Origin of the sequence: Pedobacter gandavensis, assembly GCF_032678745.1 — a bacterium.
Lineage (GTDB): Bacteria > Bacteroidota > Bacteroidia > Sphingobacteriales > Sphingobacteriaceae > Pedobacter > Pedobacter gandavensis_C.
The window spans coordinates 1-16,325 of the sequence record NZ_JAVTST010000002.1 but is presented as its reverse complement, the minus strand read 5'-3'; the positions used below and the strand labels follow the sequence as shown (position 1 = coordinate 16,325).

The following is a 16,325-nucleotide window of genomic DNA, read 5'->3' as shown; positions in this document are numbered from 1 at the left end:
TCTCCAATTATTCGGTAGCAAAGCCTTTTTTGTATACGCGATAAGCTTTACCTTAGTCAGTATAATCTTCCCTTATGAATCATGACCTTCTTTTAGCCAACATCGCAAAACACATTCAGCTAAACGAGGAAGAAAAACAACATTTTCTTTCCTTCCTCCAGGTTAAAAAAGTGAAAAAGAAACAACACTTATTACTCGAAGGAGATGTGAACCGATCTGCCATGTTTGTAACCTCAGGTTGTTTGAGGGCCTATCATCTCGATGAAAATGGCTTTCAATACATTCAACAGTTTGCACCGGAAGGTTGGTGGATAGCAGATATGTATAGCTTTATTACCCAGGAGCCTGGTCATTTGTACATTGATGCGCTCTGTGATTCAGAATTGCTCCTGATTTCTAAAGCTAATCTAGAAAAGCTATATAAAGAAATTCCAAAATTCAACCATTACTTCAGAGTTTTGGCGGAGAAATCACTGGTATCTTTTCAGTCCCGCTCTATGGAAAACCTGCGACTAACAGCCAAAGAACGCTATGAAAAATTCTGTCTCCGCTATCCTACCTTAATCGATTTCATATCTCAAAAGCAGATCGCCGCTTATATCGGTGTGACCCCCGAGTTTTTGAGTAAAATGCTGCATGCTTAAATCCGAAAATTTCTTAAGCTGAATTAATCCTTTTTCTTAATCTAGGTTATTTTTTCTGATCCATTTGCCCGATAGATTTGTTGTAGGTAAAAGGATAAAGAATATGTATCAACTTAAAGTGATTGTGGCCAGTACCAGGCCTGGAAGAAAAGGACCAGCCATTGCAAAATGGTTCATGGATATGCTCAATGAGCAGTCGGACTTTGAAGTCGAATTGATCGACCTTAAAGAAGTAAACCTCCCTTTTATGGATGAACCTGAACATCCCAGACTTCAGAAATATCAACACGAACATACGAAAGCCTGGAGTAAGAAGATCGCAGGGGCTGATGCCTTTGTTTTCGTCACTCCCGAATATAATTTCGGATACCCTGCCAGCCTAAAAAATGCACTCGACTTCCTCTATCAGGAATGGAGCTACAAACCTGTAGGCTTTGTGTCCTATGGTGGCCTTGCCGGCGGAACAAGAGCCGTGCAAATGCTCAAACAAGTGGTCACGGCTATGAAAATGGTTCCGCTGGTAGAAGCAGTTCATATCCCTTATTTTACCAAATACATGGATGATGAAGAGCAATTTGTTGGCGATGAAGGGCATGTTCGTATGGCACAGGGCCTATTAAAAGAACTGGCCTGGTGGACCCAAAAACTAGAAAAATAAACGCTTGAATTAATCATAAATTTTTTCACCAATTAAAGCAAAGTATCATGAGTAGCTTACCAATCAGAGATCAAAAAAATGATCACCTTTTGACACCGGAAAATGCGGCCTTCATCATCATCGATTATCAGCCGGTTCAGGTAAATTCAATTGCCTCAATGGACAGGCAATTATTGGTCAATAATATTGTCGGTGTCACCAAAATGGCTAAACTATATAACCTACCAATTATCCTTTCTACGGTAAATGTGAAGACGGGTTTGAATTTTGAAACCATCCCTCAATTACGTAAAGAATTGACTGGCGTACCTTCCTACGATCGTACAACTATTAATGCCTGGGAAGATGTCGAATTTCTAGAAGCCGTAAAAGCGACCGGAAGAAAGAAACTCATCATGACGGCATTGTGGACAGAAGCTTGTCTTTCTTTCCCGGCATTGGACGCGTTAAAAGAAGGTTATGAGGTTTATCCGGTAGTAGATGCCGTTGGTGGTACCTCATTAGCCGCCCATGATGCTGCATTAAGAAGAATGGAACAAGCAGGAGCGCAGCCGGTAAGTGTGGCGCAATTATTCTGCGAATTGCAAAGAGATTGGGGAAGATCAGAAACAGTACCCGGATTTATGAAGTTGTTTATCGAGACAGGTGGTACCGCTGGTATCCAGTTTTCTTATGATAAATCAGAATAGTTTCATTACTTATTTTTAATAAAAAGCCTGACAGGATGTGTAATTCTGCCAGGCTTAATTAAATACAATTTTATGAAAAAGAAAATAGAAGGGGTATACGATAGCACTTACAAACATGCGGTAGGCGATGGATTTAAAGTGATCAATATCTTTCCAAATGGGAATGATCTGGGAGATAAGATGAGTCCGTTTTACATGATCGATTATCAACCGGAAACCTATTATGAACCCAGTGACAAAAAGCGCGGCGTAAATGTACATCCTCATCGTGGGATAGAACCAGTTACGCTCGTGTATCAAGGGGCTGTTGCACATGCAGATAGTGCCGGACATCATGGGGTTGTTGGACCTGGAGATGTACAATGGATGACCGCCGGAAAAGGAATTCTTCATAAGGAATATTTCGAAGAAGAGTTTTCCCGTAAAGGAGGAAACCTGCAAATGATTCAGGTGTGGACAATATTGCCAAAAGCATACAAATATGTGGATCCGAGCTATCAAACCTTACTCAAAGATGAGATCAAAAAGGTAACGCTGGAAGAAGGAGAAGTAAGGGTCATTGCAGGAAGTTATCAAGACATGAAAAGCCCGGTCAGAACCTATAGTCCGATGAATATCCTGGATGTGACCTTGAACGAGGGTGGAGGAATGAAAATCGATTGTCCTGCTGATTATAATATGGGAATCCTCATTATGGAAGGTCAGCTTAAACTGAATGAGGTGGAAGCCGGTAAGGAACAATTTGTCTTGTTTGAAAATGAAGGAGAAGTAGTGGAGATTTTAGCCACGGAGCAATCTAAGTTTTTAATCTTAAATGGAAAGCCGCTGAATGAGCCGGCAGTTCATAAAGGACCGTTTGTGATGAATACACAGGAAGAAATTGATCAGGCCTATGCAGATGTAGCAGCAGGTAAATTTGGTCATTTGGAGAATGAAGTGGTTTAATTGTGAAAATTATTTTCCTATATTAGGTGTACGCAATCACCTATGAAACATCTTTCTTTATTCCTTTTTACGCTCCTGATTTCTTTGGGATATATTTCTTCCGGCTATGCTCAAAAGCTAAACAAACAACAACAGTTAGATTTTGCAGAGGATTTAGTGTTTAAAAAGCATCAGCCAATAGATTTGGTTAAGGATATTAAATTCGTTCGTCAAAAACTGAATGAGAATCATCCTAATCTGTATTGGTACATTAGTAAAGATGCATTAAATCAGAAATTTGATAGTTTAGAAAAGGCCATCACACAACCAATAACTAGTATGCAGTTTAGGGCGAAATTAATGTCTGTTATTAGTGATATAGGCGATGGGCATATCGAGATTTCTTCTAATTTGTCGCAACTGGATTCTGTAAAAAATGGTGATAAAGAGAGGTTTAATAAAGGGCAATTGTCAAAACCACTTCCCTTAAGTATTCGGATTTTTGAAGGTAAAATGTATGTGAGTTCAAATCAATCAAATGATAGTACTGTGCTCATTGGTGGAGAAATTCTAGAAATTGACAATCACTCTTCTGCAGCGATTGTTACTAATCTGGTAAAAACAAGTATAGCTGCTGATGGTTACAATAACTCTTTTAAAATAAATTCATTAAATAGGTTCAATGTGCTATTTAGTGATGTTTACAGTGCTAACTATGAGGTAGGTGAGGTTGTGAAATTTCTCATCCAACAAAAGGGGGAAATCAAAACCTGTTTTTTGAAGACTGAAAGGGTAGACTCCTCTAAAACAGGGGCTACATTTGAATATAAGTATGATACATTTCATTTTAGTCCTGGTATTGGCTCTTTGGCCTATGTTAAAATCCCAACCTTTCATTCTAATGAGAACGATAAGGATTTCAGTAACTTTTTAGCCAAAGTTCAGGAACAAAAGATCGGAAGATTGGTCATTGATTTGAGAGATAACCTTGGCGGTAAAACAACTGTCCTGCGGGATATGCTTGCTTTTTTAGTTCATGAAAAGACACCGTACATGAAACAAAAAGGAAAAGGACACCTCATTAAACCGTTCAAAGATGTCCTGGCTGCAAATAAAATCACCTCGGAGCAATACAAGGAGCATTTTGAATCGGTACAACCGGCTGACAGTATTAATTTTAAAGGGGAACTCTTTTTGTTCATTAACGGAGGAAGTTTTTCTGCTGCAAGTATTTTACCAGCTGCTTTAAAAGGCAATAAAAATGTCACCCTGGTTGGTTCAGAAACTGGTGGAGGGGCTAACGGATGTACAGCGTATGTTTATTATTACCTGGGTTTACCAACGAGTAAACTAAACATGCGTTATGGTTTAGTTGCATTGCAACATCCCAAACAAGTAAAAACTAAGGGTCAGGGTGTAATGCCGGATGTTGAAATTAAATATACGCTACAAGATTATCTGGATAAAAAAGACCTGGAAATGGACTGGATATTTAAGAAAATGGGGGTAAATTTCTAATCTTAATTAAGGAATTAGCAATTAAACATTAAGTAAAGCAATAGTCCGGCGACTGCTGCACAAAGCGTGTTTGAAAAATTGACCATATTGTTGCCAATCAGGTGTTTCCTTTCCAATAATCCACCCAACAAGGAGTCACAAAGATTGCCTGCAATTCCTGCTATAGTAACAATCAAGGCCTGTTGCCCAGGTTCTGCATAAATCAATGCGATAATTCCAGCACCAATTGCCCCAATAATGGTACCCTCAATGCTAACTACCCCATCCAGGCCATTGGCTTCTCTTTTGAAAGTAATGATGTTGTAGAAACGTTTGCCGTAAACCATTCCCAATTCCGATGATAAGGTGTCGGCAAGGGCTGAAGCCATACTTGCAGCCATCATTAAGAGATATAATTCTTTGTTTTCTGGATTTATAACTGCCAGTAGACCAGTAAGTCCGGCCATACCTCCATTTGCAAGTACTTGCCAGGCATCTCTTCCTTTCTTTTCTCCGGAGCCTGGATTGATCAGTAGCTTCTCCGCTTTTTTATGAGAAGTAGCAAGTACGCTTAAAATGAAGAACACCCCTAAGATTGATACTCCTTTCAATCCGAAAGCAGCTGCAACCAGAACACCCATCAAGCCTGCAGTTATAGCGCCAAAAAATGTCAGCTTTCCAAGCTTTACACAAACCGCCATTAGCAGAATCAGAAAGAGCAGGACTATCTGCAGTACAGGATCAGTAAAAATAGGATTCATATGTTGTGATAGCATCTAATTTGCAACCATCATTGAAGATGCTTTATACTAAAGTATTGAATTTAACCTTAATGTGTTCTTTTGCTTGTTTTTGAAACTCTTCGGGCGTCTGACCAGTCTGTTTCTTGAAAAACCGACTAAAATATGGCCTGTCAGAAAAGCCCAATTCATAAGCGATCTCCTTAATAGTAATCTCACTATGGATGATGCTCCTTTTCGCTTCCAGAATAATCCGGTCATGAATCAACTGCATCCCGGTTTTGTCTAGCTTTTCTTTTAGAATCTGATTTAAACGCTTCGAACTAATACCAAGTTTGCCCGCATAAAAATCAGTATTACGCACCTGCTGGTAATTACTTTCCAGCAACATTAAAAATTCATAAACCCGCTTTTGATGGATATCCTGACTGGTAAAATCATGCTCTTTTACCTGAATCAATTTCAGTAAGAAAACTTTAAGTAAAGCCTTCACCATTGTCATACTTTGGTTGGCATACTCCTTTTCCAGTAAACTGAAAATCCCTGAAAGCTCAGCAGCTGCCGCTTCATTTAACCGCAGACAAGAGAACTCCCCCTGCACATTGAAAATTTTAAAGAGATCCAAAAGAAACTCTTTGTCCTCTTCTTCCAGCATATCCCGCTTAAAAGAAATCAACTCCCCGTTCTTTCCTGCTTTATTCAATTGATGCACCCGATAAGGTGGAATCAGGTAAATCCAATCCCCTTTAGCATCCAGGTCAGTGTCTTTTAAAGCGTGTAAAGCATCTTCATTCTTTAACCATACAATCTCAAAAAAGTCTTTCCTCCCCGGATCATTCAGGTAACTAGGCGGACAATTCCCCAGATTACGAATATAAATCAGTGATTTTTCCAATCCCGCCGGTAACGCAACATTCATCATGATATAAAGATAAGGACTCTCCATTTATTGCATGGGACGATTTGGAAATTAAGGTGGACTATTCGGAAATACCTTGTTTTTTGTGGCTTAAGCATGACTTTTAAAGCGCTCCATTTCCTGATTGTCCCATATAAATGGCTGATAGTATAACGGGCAGCCAAAAAAGCGAGCCTACCTTTACACCGGATTAAAAACGTTTATAATGGAGGTCACAATAACAGCAGACAAGCAACTGGCAAAAGAGGTTCGCAACAGCCTTGAAATGATACTAATGGAAAATACCTGGTTGTTAAAACAGATCGATTTTAATGAAGTAGCCACTTTGGCAAACACCATTAAAACCGCCAACCGTATTTTTATCATTGCCGCAGGACGTTCCGGTTTCGCAATGCGATCCGCAGCAATGCGCTTAATGCACCTGGGATTAAATGCCCATTTTGTGGGTGAAACGACCACTCCAGCCATACAGGAAGGTGATCTGTTGATCGCAGCTTCAGGATCTGGTACCACCAGCTCCATTGTGAAAGCAGCCGAAAAGGCCAAATCAGTAGGCGCAAGGGTGGTAGCACTCTCCACACAAACACAATCCCCACTTTCCATCATCGCAGATCAATTGATACTGATCCCCGCTGCGGAAAAAGAAGACCATGAAGGCAGTCGCTCCAGACAATATGCAGGAAGCTTATTCGAACAGTTTCTCCTATTGTTAACAGACGCGGTATTCCAATCGCTATGGAAGATGGATGATACCCCAAATGCCGAACTCTGGAAACGACATGCAAACCTGGAGTAAACCTAATTAACCCTGGAATCAACACAATAGACCAGGATAATCACGAATTAAATCATTTTTTATATAACATCATTATGGCAAAATTACAAGTAGCAATCGATTTATTAACGACAGAAGAAGCATTGGCATTGGCAGCAAAAGTTGCCCCTTATGTAGATATTATTGAACTGGGTACTCCATTGATCAAAAACATGGGTGCAGCAGTAATCACTGCAATGAAAAACGCACACCCTGATAAATTGGTTTTCGCAGATATGAAAACAGCTGATGCTGGTGAATTAGAAGCAGAAATCGCATTTAAAGCAGGTGCCGACTTAGTAACTGTAATGGGAGCTGTTGGTGATGCAACCATCATTGGTGCTGTTAAAGCAGCAAAAGCACATGGTAAAGGTGTGGTAGTAGATACAATTGGTTACCCTGACCGTGTTAGACGCGCACAAGAAGTAACTAAATTAGGTGTGGAATTTGTAGAATTACACGCAGGATTAGACGAGCAATGGACGCCAGGATATTCTATCCAGGTATTGATCGACGAAACCGCAAGAGTGGGAGTACCAGTTTCTGTAGCTGGTGGTGTTAACCTTGATAATGTTGCAGCAGTAGTGAAAGCAGGCGCTACAGTAATTGTTGCAGGTGCAGCAATCTATGGCGCAGAAGATCCTGCAGCAGCAGCAAAAGCCATGCGCGAAGCAATTAACGCAGCTTTATAATACCCTTTATAAGATTTTTTAATTAAAGCAGGCCTTTGGAAAAAGGCCTGCTTTATTATCTTACCACCATACGGTATGATTTTCTATCATAATCCTCTCGCTTGGTATTTAAGTATATCCCAGAGATTTGGAAGAAAAATAAGCAAGTTTAGCTGTAACTTTTAAGGATACAACAGGTCTTAATTTTTCAACCAAATGAACTATGAAGATTTGCTTAACGCTCTTTTTGGCCTGTTGTACTGGCTTTGCTTCCTTTGCCCAACAACCACTCTATAATATCGATGCAGAAAGCCTCGATTTAAAAACTAAAATGCCCAAAGATTGGACGCTTTCAATGGATAAGCGACAGGAACAAGCGTATCAGGTAAAATTAGATGCTTCGGTCAAACAAGCGGGTCAACATTCCTTCTCCATTGAGAAAATCGGTGATCAATCTCAATTTGGCTCCTTTTTTTACTCCATTCCTAAAACTTTCCAGGGCAAGACAATCGAATTGAAGGCTTACCTGAAAACAGAACAAGTAGATTCCGGATACGCAGGCTTATTTCTCCGTATAGATGGTGAAAGTGGAAGTATCGCATTCGACAATATGGGCAAACAACCGGTTACTGGTACTACAGGTTGGAAAGCCTACCAAATCAGCTTACCCTATAATGCGGAAGCTGCAAATGGAATTGTTTTTGGCGGATTACTGGTCGGAAAAGGCAAAGCATGGTTTGATGATTTTCAACTCTTCATCGATGGAAAACCTATCGAACAAGTGCCCATAAAACCAAGGATCATTGCAAAAGCAGAATTGGATACAGCCTTCAGTACTTCCTCCCGAATTCCAGCTTTTAAACCGGATCAAAAAATGATAAAGAACCTGACTATCGCTGGCCAATATTGGGGCTTCTTAAAATACCATCATCCAGCTATTGTTAAAGGTGATTACAATTGGGATGCGGAACTATTCAGATTCCTGCCACAGGTGATTGCAGCAAAAGATAATCAGGAACTCAGTAAAATATTAGAAGCACAGTTAGACCAGCTGCCAGTTCCTGCATCAAATGATAATAAAGCAAATCCAAACGCTCAAGCAATTATATTAAAACCCGACTACGGACAACTGTTCAATGCTTCTGTATTGTCGAAATCATTAACAACTAAGTTAATGGCCGTAAAGAACAGCAAAAGAGATCCAGCAGGTTATTACCTTTCCTTTGAAGCCGGTATAGGGAATCCAAGGTTTAGAAATGAGAAAGCCTACAAAGAAATGACCTATCCCGATGCAGGATATAGAATCCTTAGCCTCTACAGATACTGGGCGATGATCAACTATTTCTTTCCTTATAAAAATATTATTCCAACAGATTGGAACCAGGAACTCGCCATCGCATTGCCAGAGTTTATCTCAGCAAAAGATACACAAGAGTACTTGCTGGCCTCCCTAAAAAATATTGCTAAAATCAAAGATACCCATGCAGGACTTTGGAGCCAACATGAGGCAATGGAAGAATTTAAAGGGAAATATAAATTGCCATTCAAGGCAAGTTTTATAGAGAACAAACTGGTCGTTACTGGTTATTATGGAGATACGTTAGCGGTGAAGCAAAAATTCCTGGTAGGGGATGTCATTTCCAGTATCAATGGTAAATCAATAGCACAGCTGCTGAAAACATATTTACCTTTAACCGCGGCCTCTAATTATGATACGCAACTCAGAGATCTTCCAGGTGCTTACTTACTCCGTGGCCATACAGAAACTTTTAGCATCGGACTAGAAAGAGAAGGGAAAGCCCTAACCGAACAAACTAATGGAGTGGGCTTAAGGTATGTCACAAAAGAAGAATTGGACAAATCCAGGAATAAACCAGGGTATAAGCTGTTAAATAAAGATCTTGGTTATGTTTACCCGGGCGCTTATAGAAATGCAGACCTGCCAGCTATAAAAGCACTTTTCAAAGATACTAAAGGGATCATTGTTGATATGCGTTGCTATCCTTCTGAATTTATGCCTTTCAGCTTTGGAAATTACATCAAACCTGTGCCAGGTCCTTTTGCGAAATTTACGAATGGAACCTTAGTCCAACCTGGATCATTTACTTATTCCGAATTGGAAAGTAATGGCAAGCTAAATGATACAACCTATGCAGGTAAGGTCGTAGTGATTGTTAATGCCGTATCTCAAAGTCAGGCGGAATATACGACGATGGCTTTTCAAAGCTCGCCAAATGTAAAAGTAATCGGAAGTACAACCGCTGGTGCAGATGGAAATGTCTCTGCTATTATTTTACCCGGGGGGATCAGGACAATGATTTCCGGAATCGGGGTATTTTATCCGGATGGTACACCAACACAACAGGTAGGTGTTAAAATCGACTATGTCATCAAGCCTACTATAAAAGGAACGATCGCAGGAAAAGATGAACTGCTGGATAAAGCAAAAGAAATGTTGGCGGAAATGACAAAATAACCTGAGGAAATGAAATAATATCCTTGAATTCCTAATGAACAATGCCCCGATAATTTTTAGGTTATCAGGGCATTGTTATGTTAAAGTAGCCGGTAGCTAAAAGAAAATTCCGGTCAACGCAAAACCAACGATAATGGCTACCGATAAGGCCACAAGGCCCGGTATCATGAAACTATGGTTCAACACATACTTACCAATCTTTGTACTTCCCGTTCGGTCAAAATCTATGGCCGCAACAAGAGTAGGATAGCCAGGAAGTAGGAAATCCCCACTAACGGCAGGGAACATCGCAATCAAATGCGGATTCACAATTCCTAAAGCAACACCCATCGGCATAATCGTTCTGGTAGTGGCCGCCTGACTAAAAGTCAATGCACCCATTAAAAACAAAGCGAAAGCAAAAGTCCATGGGTGCTCAGCAACAATATCTTTAAAAGTATGCGCAATCACCGCCTCATTGGCCGCCATAAAAGTAGCGCTCATCCATACCACACCCAATACAGAAACGACTGCGGTAGCCATGGAAGTGAACAAACTCATCTTTGCCACTTTTGTTGCTGAAGTTTTAGTGATCAGCATGATCATAGCAGAAGCCGTTAAAGTGATCATAATGATCAAACTCGTCAGACTGATGCTGCCATCCGCATTTACGCTAAAGCTTTTTGCACCACCAACATGAGGAACTAACTGAGGAAAAGCCCCAAATAAAATGATCATCAAAATGGCCAATCCAAATATTCCTACTGCAATCTTAGCCCCCGGAGCAGCTTGATAATGACTTTCGCCACCACTTGTATCTGTAGGATCCATAGATCGCGCAAATTCAGGATCTTTCATCTTCTCGATAAATATAGGATCCTTATCCAACTCTAAGCCCTTTTTACGTACCACCAATATGCTAACAAATATCCCCACAATGGAAGCAGGGATACAAACCTTCATAATGTCTATCGAAGCAGAAGTATAAGCAAGAATTGCCACTAATGAAGCTGTAGCAGCACTCATCGGACTTCCGGTAATGGCCAGGTGAGAGGCAATCACAGAAACCGATAAAGGTCTCTCTGGTCTGATTCTTTGCTTGGCCGCCACCTCCGCAATGATCGGTAAAAGAGAGTACACGATATGTGCAGTTCCCGCAAACAGACAAAGGAAATAAGTGGTAAAAGGCGCAATAAACGTAATCTGACTAGGGTTTTTCCTAATGATCTTCTCAGCAATACTGACCAGATAGTCTAAACCACCAGCCGCCTGTAAAGTGGCAGCGGTGGTTACAATCGCAAGAATAATCAACAATACCGCAACAGGAGGCTCGGCAGGTGTCATTTTAAACACCAGCACAAAAATCATTAAGCCTACCATTCCCATCACCCCGAGCCCAATACCTTTCATTTGTGACCCGATTAGGATCATGGCTAGTAATATGCCGAGCTGGACGAAGATCATTGTGAGATGAATTTAGGGTTGATCAGGTTATCAATTGAATAAACTTCATCCCATTTCGCCTGGGTAATCAGCTTTCTCTCGGTAACCACAATCTCGTAAATAGATTTGCCTGTTTTAAGCGCCTCTTTAGCGATAGAAGCACATTCTTCATAACCTAGAATCGGATTCAACTGCGTGACAATACCAATACTCTGCATCACCATATTCTTACAGTGTTCTTCATTAGCAGTAATGCCAAGAACACATTTGTTTTTTAACGTCAGACAAGCTTTTGTCAGGTATTGCAAGGAAGTGAATAGCGCCATTCCAATTACCGGCTCCATAACATTCAGTTGCAACTGACCAGCTTCTGCAGCCATCGTAACTGTTAAATCTGCACCAATTACATAGAAACAAGTTTGGTTCATCAATTCAGGAATCACCGGATTTACTTTTCCTGGCATAATCGACGAACCTGGTTGCATAGGAGGAAGGTTGATCTCATTCAAACCACATCTTGGTCCGCTGCTCAATAACCTTAAATCATTACAAATCTTGCTCAATTTGATGGCATTACGCTTTAACGTACCGCTCAGTTGCACTAAAGCGCCAGTATCATAAGTGGCTTCAATTAAATCAGCCGCAAGAATCACTGGAACCTTACTGATTTCTGCTAGATATTTAACACATAAAGCAGAATATCCTTCTGGTGCATTTACGCCCGTACCAATGGCAGTTGCACCCATATTTACCTCTGTGATGAGTAAGGAAGCTTCTTTAAGTCGCAATACATCCTCTCCTAAAGTAGTCGCAAAAGCATTAAACTCCTGGCCTAAAGTCATCGGAACCGCATCCTGAAGTTGCGTTCTTCCCATTTTCAGCACATCCTTAAACTCTTTTCCTTTGATGTAGAAAGCCTCTTGTAATTCTTCCAGGGCTAATGCGAAAGATTTGATTTTCAAATAAACAGCGATTCTAAATGCCGTTGGATAAGCATCATTCGTGCTTTGAGAAAGGTTAACGTGGTTATTTGGGTGTAAATGAACGTAATCTCCTTTTTTAAAACCTAAATATTCCAGACCAAGGTTGGCAATCACCTCATTGGCATTCATATTGGTTGAAGTACCAGCACCTCCCTGAATCAAGTCGCTGATAAACTGATCGGTAAACTCACCGGCAATTAGTCTGTCGCAAGCATAAACAATCGCTTCCGCTTTTTTAGCATCTAAAATACCAAGATCTCTGTTGGCCAATGCTGCTGCTTTCTTAACGTGACCAAAAGCCTGGATGAAAAGAGGTTCAGAACCAATAGGAATTCCTGTGATGTCAAAATTCTCTTTTGCGCGCATCGTTTGAACGCCATAATAACAATCATTGCTGATTTCTTTCTCACCTAAAAAGTCGTGTTCAATTCGAAAAGTTGCCATAATAGTATAAAGTTAAATAGTATATTTTGAGGTTAAATTCTTGATTAGTATTTTAAAAAGTATTGCTGTAACTCGGCTGCTTTATTGGTTTTTGTTAAGCCCAGCATCAATAAAATTCTTGCTTTTTGAGGATTCAGGTCGTCAGAAACAATAGTGCCTAATTCCTGGTCGTTCACTTCGCCATCTTCTACCACACGCCCGGAAACACACCTGCTTCCTCTACAAACGGCGATACCACTCGCTACTGCTTTTTTAACCGCTGCGGTAAATGCTTTGGAGAAGTTTCCATTTCCTACACCGGCAATCACAATTCCTGCTACTTTATCTTTAACCAACAGGTCCATATAAAGCGGCGAGGCATCAGTATACATATAAGCGATCTCTACCTTAGGGAAAACCGTGTTTTTATCAACTGTAAAAGGGGCAATATGTGGGGTGCGACGCTCTGAAGATTTATAGAATTCTACCTTACCATCGAATACTTGTCCAACAGGACCGCTATTTGGAGAACCAAATGCGTTTACCTTAGTAGTACTTAATTTAGTTACATCTCTGGAGCTAAAAATCGACTCATTGAAAGAAACCAATACGCCACGATTTCTGCTTTTTGGATTTGCGGCCACAGTAATCGCATCAAAAAGGTTTTTAGGGCCATCCGCACTGATTGCAGTAGAAGCACGCATTGCACCAGTCAATACCACCGGATTGTCTGAGGAAATCACTAAATCAAGGAAATAAGCCGTTTCTTCCTGCGTATCTGTACCGTGTGTAATTACGATCCCATCTGCTTCATTTTTACTGAAGATCTCGTTAATTCTTATCGCTAGTTTCTTCCAGATGTCCAGGCTCATATCCTGACTTCCTACTGAAGAAATCTGTTCGCCACTTACTTCTGCAATCTGACTCACTGTAGGAATGGAGCCGATTAAAGCGGAAACAGGTATTTTACCAGCCGTATATCCCGCACGATCTGCGGAAGCGCCCTCTCCGGCAATAGTTCCACCGGTAGCCAGTATGATGATTCTTGGTTTTTGGCCATAGGCTACCTGTAGCAAAAGGACCATTACTAAAAGGGACAGTAGTTTTTTCATAATTGTAGATTTATACTTTATTGTAGATTTATGCTTTTAAAAATTGTATAACATGCCAAAGTTGATGCGAACCGCATCCTTTCCTTTTTTAATACCCTGATCCAGATGAAGTTCCTTATAGCCGATCTGAGGCTCAAAACCCGCCATTAGATTGTCGAGGATGTTGTAAGAAAAGTTGAGTGTGAAGTGGTAATTGGTCATTTCATTCCATGGGCTTGCCGTAGCTTCTGCACCAGAAAAATGGTTGTAAGAAGCAATGACCATGGTATGAAATTTAGGCGTCCAGAAACGTTGGTAAGAGATGAAACCGGAGTGTACATTCAATAGATCAAGTTCTCCCAATTTGTTCTCATTGGCAAAACCATCTAGTCCGGAACCGCCAACTGCCAGAAAATAATCGGAAATACCTTTACCAACATTAAATTGTGCCTGCAGGTTGTTCACCAGACCTGATTTCTTATTGAAAAAGATGCTGGCCATCCCCGTTACGCCCCAGCCATTTGCTGATTTGAATTTATAATCTGTTGCGTTGTCCAATACGTTTTTTGAATCGTAACCGATGTTTCTATAGATCCCTGCAACTTTCATAAAGCCACCATTGTCATAATCGTACCTTAAGGCTCCAATCATATCAGGCATCCTTCTTGGCGCATAATCGACCCCCAAATCTACACTACTGGTATAATCAAATAGCCTGCGTGGCTCCATTTGTTCCACTGCAACCTCATATCCGGCCTTGCCTTTAGGATTAAATTTGTTTCTATAATTCAGCTGGATCCTACGGCTCAATACCATCCCGGTAGGACCATCCCAATCCAATAAACTTGCTGGCCATAAGTCTGGATCGCCAAAAGTCGACCAGTTCTGTCCTAAAGTAAAATTGTTGTATTTAATCCAGGCATGACGCAACCTGAACAAGGAAGTCCGGTTCGGTCCACCTTCAAAATCACCTTCCAGCATCGATCTGATCTCTTTGCCATTTTTCAATTGAGTAGTAGTGGTAAAGCGCAGCTGACTTTGGCGCATATCCACCCAAAAAGCAGGTTTATTCCTACCAAAGACATCATTTTCATGGATGAGGAAGGAACTGTTGCCATGGAGATTACCACTGATGTCGTAAATGCCATTCAGCTTTAACCGGCCAATTAGCGCAGAGCTGATCTTAGGCTTGCCATTTAGGGAGTCCTTGCTTTCATATTTGATGAGCTGTGCATTTGCCTGTGTCGTGATGAGCGAACAGCCAGCCAATAGCAACCCAACAGAAACTTTAGTAAAGGTTGTATTCATAGTATCGATTTAAAGAAGAAATGAAGAGTATAGGTTATCCTTCAAGAAAAAAAATCCTTTAAAATCGCTAGGAATAGCAATTGCAAGCGTACGGAGTAGTTTTTTCATAAAGAGGTAGCAGAATGAAGGAAATACTTTTGTTTCTTGAACAACCCCTTAAGGCTATAAATGTTTGAAATTTATTGCAATAATTTGAAATGGTTTTTTAGGAGCTGACTTTCATGTAGATGCGTTTAAAAATTAACTTCATTGTATTTGTGTTCGCTTTGTCTGAAAATGATTAGCTATTCATGGGGTCTTTTTTTACAGAAAACCATGAAATTCAGTGTTTAGCTATATAACATCTTCTGATAACCTAAAGAAAAGTCGTTGTTGGATAGTGTAATTGTCATTAGTAAGCACATGAAAATTTTTCCTACTGGATGAAAAAAAGAAATAAAAATCGCGATTTATACGGGATTAAATACCTATATGTTATTGTTTGTTAGTAGTTTGCTGTTGTATTTTTATAATTCGTATAGAAAATTGTTACTTTTACTTTAGTTATCCTTGAAAAAAATTGAAGCGTATTTATTCATTTTTATGTTTAAGAATTAGGCCATGAGATTGTATCATACATTTTCTGATGCCGAGCTGGGTTACCTGCTCAAGGAAGGGAACCAATTGGCTTATATAGAAATCTTTAACCGTTATCAACCGCTGTTGTTTTTACATGCCTCAAAAAAGATGCGCAATGATAAAAGCTATAAAGAGATTTCTGATGAGCTGGGGATTTGTGAAGAAACCGTAAGAAAGCAGATCAAGAACGCTTTGAAAATTCTCAGAACCCGTTTAGGACTATTCCATTACCTGATCCCTACTGCACAAATGGCCATTAATAGCTGTCATAGTGAGAAAATAGTTGCTCCAGTCCAAATACGATAAATTAAACAACCAAAATGCAATAGCACCTTTAGCTGTTATTTAGCTATAGTTCATCATAAAATATCAAAAATAAACTTGATTTTAGACTCAACCAGGCTTCCCAGGTAGGTGTTTTAGTCGCTCTTTGAGAACCTCATATTCC

15 protein-coding genes are annotated in these 16,325 nt (G+C 40.2%); 9 read left to right on the top strand and 6 right to left on the bottom strand.

The genetic code is table 11. The annotated features are described in order from the left end of the window. The first annotated feature begins 74 nt into the window (after positions 1 to 74). The 5 genes from R2S10_RS07780 to R2S10_RS07760 all read left to right on the top strand — a co-directional run bounded on the left by R2S10_RS07780 (position 75) and on the right by R2S10_RS07760 (position 4,433). Positions 75 to 644 carry a Crp/Fnr family transcriptional regulator gene (locus R2S10_RS07780; protein WP_316839890.1) on the top strand — a complete coding sequence of 190 codons (570 nt, stop codon included), beginning with the start codon at positions 75 to 77 and terminating at the stop codon, positions 642 to 644. A 103-nt stretch (positions 645 to 747) separates the two neighbouring features. Next, a complete protein-coding gene (locus R2S10_RS07775) occupies positions 748 to 1,302 on the top strand; it encodes an NAD(P)H-dependent oxidoreductase (protein WP_316839889.1) in 555 nt (184 codons plus the stop codon). A 47-nt stretch (positions 1,303 to 1,349) separates the two neighbouring features. Next, positions 1,350 to 1,991 carry a hydrolase gene (locus tag R2S10_RS07770; RefSeq protein WP_316839888.1) on the top strand — a complete coding sequence of 214 codons (642 nt, stop codon included), beginning with the start codon at positions 1,350 to 1,352 and terminating at the stop codon, positions 1,989 to 1,991. Positions 1,992 to 2,063: 72 nt separating this feature from the next. Beyond that, a complete protein-coding gene (locus R2S10_RS07765; RefSeq protein WP_316839887.1) occupies positions 2,064 to 2,936 on the top strand; it encodes a pirin family protein in 873 nt (290 codons plus the stop codon). A 42-nt stretch (positions 2,937 to 2,978) separates the two neighbouring features. Continuing rightward, positions 2,979 to 4,433 (top strand): S41 family peptidase, encoded by a 1,455-nt coding sequence (locus R2S10_RS07760; RefSeq protein ID WP_316839886.1) that lies wholly within the window; start codon positions 2,979 to 2,981, stop codon positions 4,431 to 4,433. A gap of 14 nt (positions 4,434 to 4,447) precedes the next feature. Here R2S10_RS07760 and R2S10_RS07755 read toward each other — a convergent pair whose 3' ends face one another. After that, complete coding sequence (locus R2S10_RS07755) at positions 4,448 to 5,173, bottom strand: DUF92 domain-containing protein (protein WP_316839885.1); 726 nt, start codon at positions 5,171 to 5,173, stop codon at positions 4,448 to 4,450. A 43-nt stretch (positions 5,174 to 5,216) separates the two neighbouring features. Continuing rightward, on the bottom strand, positions 5,217 to 6,098 hold the full coding sequence (locus tag R2S10_RS07750; RefSeq protein ID WP_316839884.1) for a helix-turn-helix domain-containing protein: 882 nt from the start codon (positions 6,096 to 6,098) through the stop codon (positions 5,217 to 5,219). A 178-nt stretch (positions 6,099 to 6,276) separates the two neighbouring features. On the opposite strand from R2S10_RS07750, the gene hxlB reads away from it, so the two are divergent. The 3 genes from hxlB (at position 6,277) to R2S10_RS07735 (ending at position 10,032) form a co-directional block, all read left to right on the top strand. Next, positions 6,277 to 6,867 (top strand): 6-phospho-3-hexuloisomerase, encoded by a 591-nt coding sequence (gene hxlB / locus R2S10_RS07745; RefSeq protein ID WP_316839883.1) that lies wholly within the window; start codon positions 6,277 to 6,279, stop codon positions 6,865 to 6,867. Between the two features lie 74 nt (positions 6,868 to 6,941). Next, on the top strand, positions 6,942 to 7,577 hold the full coding sequence (gene hxlA / locus R2S10_RS07740; RefSeq protein WP_316839882.1) for a 3-hexulose-6-phosphate synthase: 636 nt from the start codon (positions 6,942 to 6,944) through the stop codon (positions 7,575 to 7,577). Between the two features lie 202 nt (positions 7,578 to 7,779). Continuing rightward, the gene (locus tag R2S10_RS07735) at positions 7,780 to 10,032 is read left to right on the top strand and encodes a S41 family peptidase (RefSeq protein WP_316839881.1); all 2,253 of its coding nucleotides are present in this window, start codon (positions 7,780 to 7,782) and stop codon (positions 10,030 to 10,032) included. A 96-nt stretch (positions 10,033 to 10,128) separates the two neighbouring features. Here the strand turns inward: R2S10_RS07735 and R2S10_RS07730 are convergent, their stop codons facing one another. Genes R2S10_RS07730 through R2S10_RS07715 form a run of 4 tightly spaced genes read right to left on the bottom strand, consistent with a single transcriptional unit; the run spans position 10,129 to position 15,259 of the window. Further along, positions 10,129 to 11,475 (bottom strand): anaerobic C4-dicarboxylate transporter, encoded by a 1,347-nt coding sequence (locus R2S10_RS07730; protein ID WP_316839880.1) that lies wholly within the window; start codon positions 11,473 to 11,475, stop codon positions 10,129 to 10,131. Next, the gene (gene aspA / locus R2S10_RS07725; protein ID WP_410478969.1) at positions 11,472 to 12,884 is read right to left on the bottom strand and encodes an aspartate ammonia-lyase; all 1,413 of its coding nucleotides are present in this window, start codon (positions 12,882 to 12,884) and stop codon (positions 11,472 to 11,474) included. The genes R2S10_RS07730 and aspA overlap by 4 nt, the downstream gene beginning before the upstream one ends. 41 nt (positions 12,885 to 12,925) lie before the next feature. Further along, positions 12,926 to 13,972 carry a type II asparaginase gene (locus R2S10_RS07720; RefSeq protein WP_316839878.1) on the bottom strand — a complete coding sequence of 349 codons (1,047 nt, stop codon included), beginning with the start codon at positions 13,970 to 13,972 and terminating at the stop codon, positions 12,926 to 12,928. A gap of 36 nt (positions 13,973 to 14,008) precedes the next feature. Next, entirely contained in the window at positions 14,009 to 15,259 is a 1,251-nt protein-coding gene (locus R2S10_RS07715) for a hypothetical protein (protein ID WP_316839877.1), read from the bottom strand. A 600-nt stretch (positions 15,260 to 15,859) separates the two neighbouring features. On the opposite strand from R2S10_RS07715, the gene R2S10_RS07710 reads away from it, so the two are divergent. Further along, on the top strand, positions 15,860 to 16,183 hold the full coding sequence (locus R2S10_RS07710) for a sigma factor-like helix-turn-helix DNA-binding protein (RefSeq protein ID WP_316839876.1): 324 nt from the start codon (positions 15,860 to 15,862) through the stop codon (positions 16,181 to 16,183). Positions 16,184 to 16,325 lie beyond the last annotated feature (142 nt).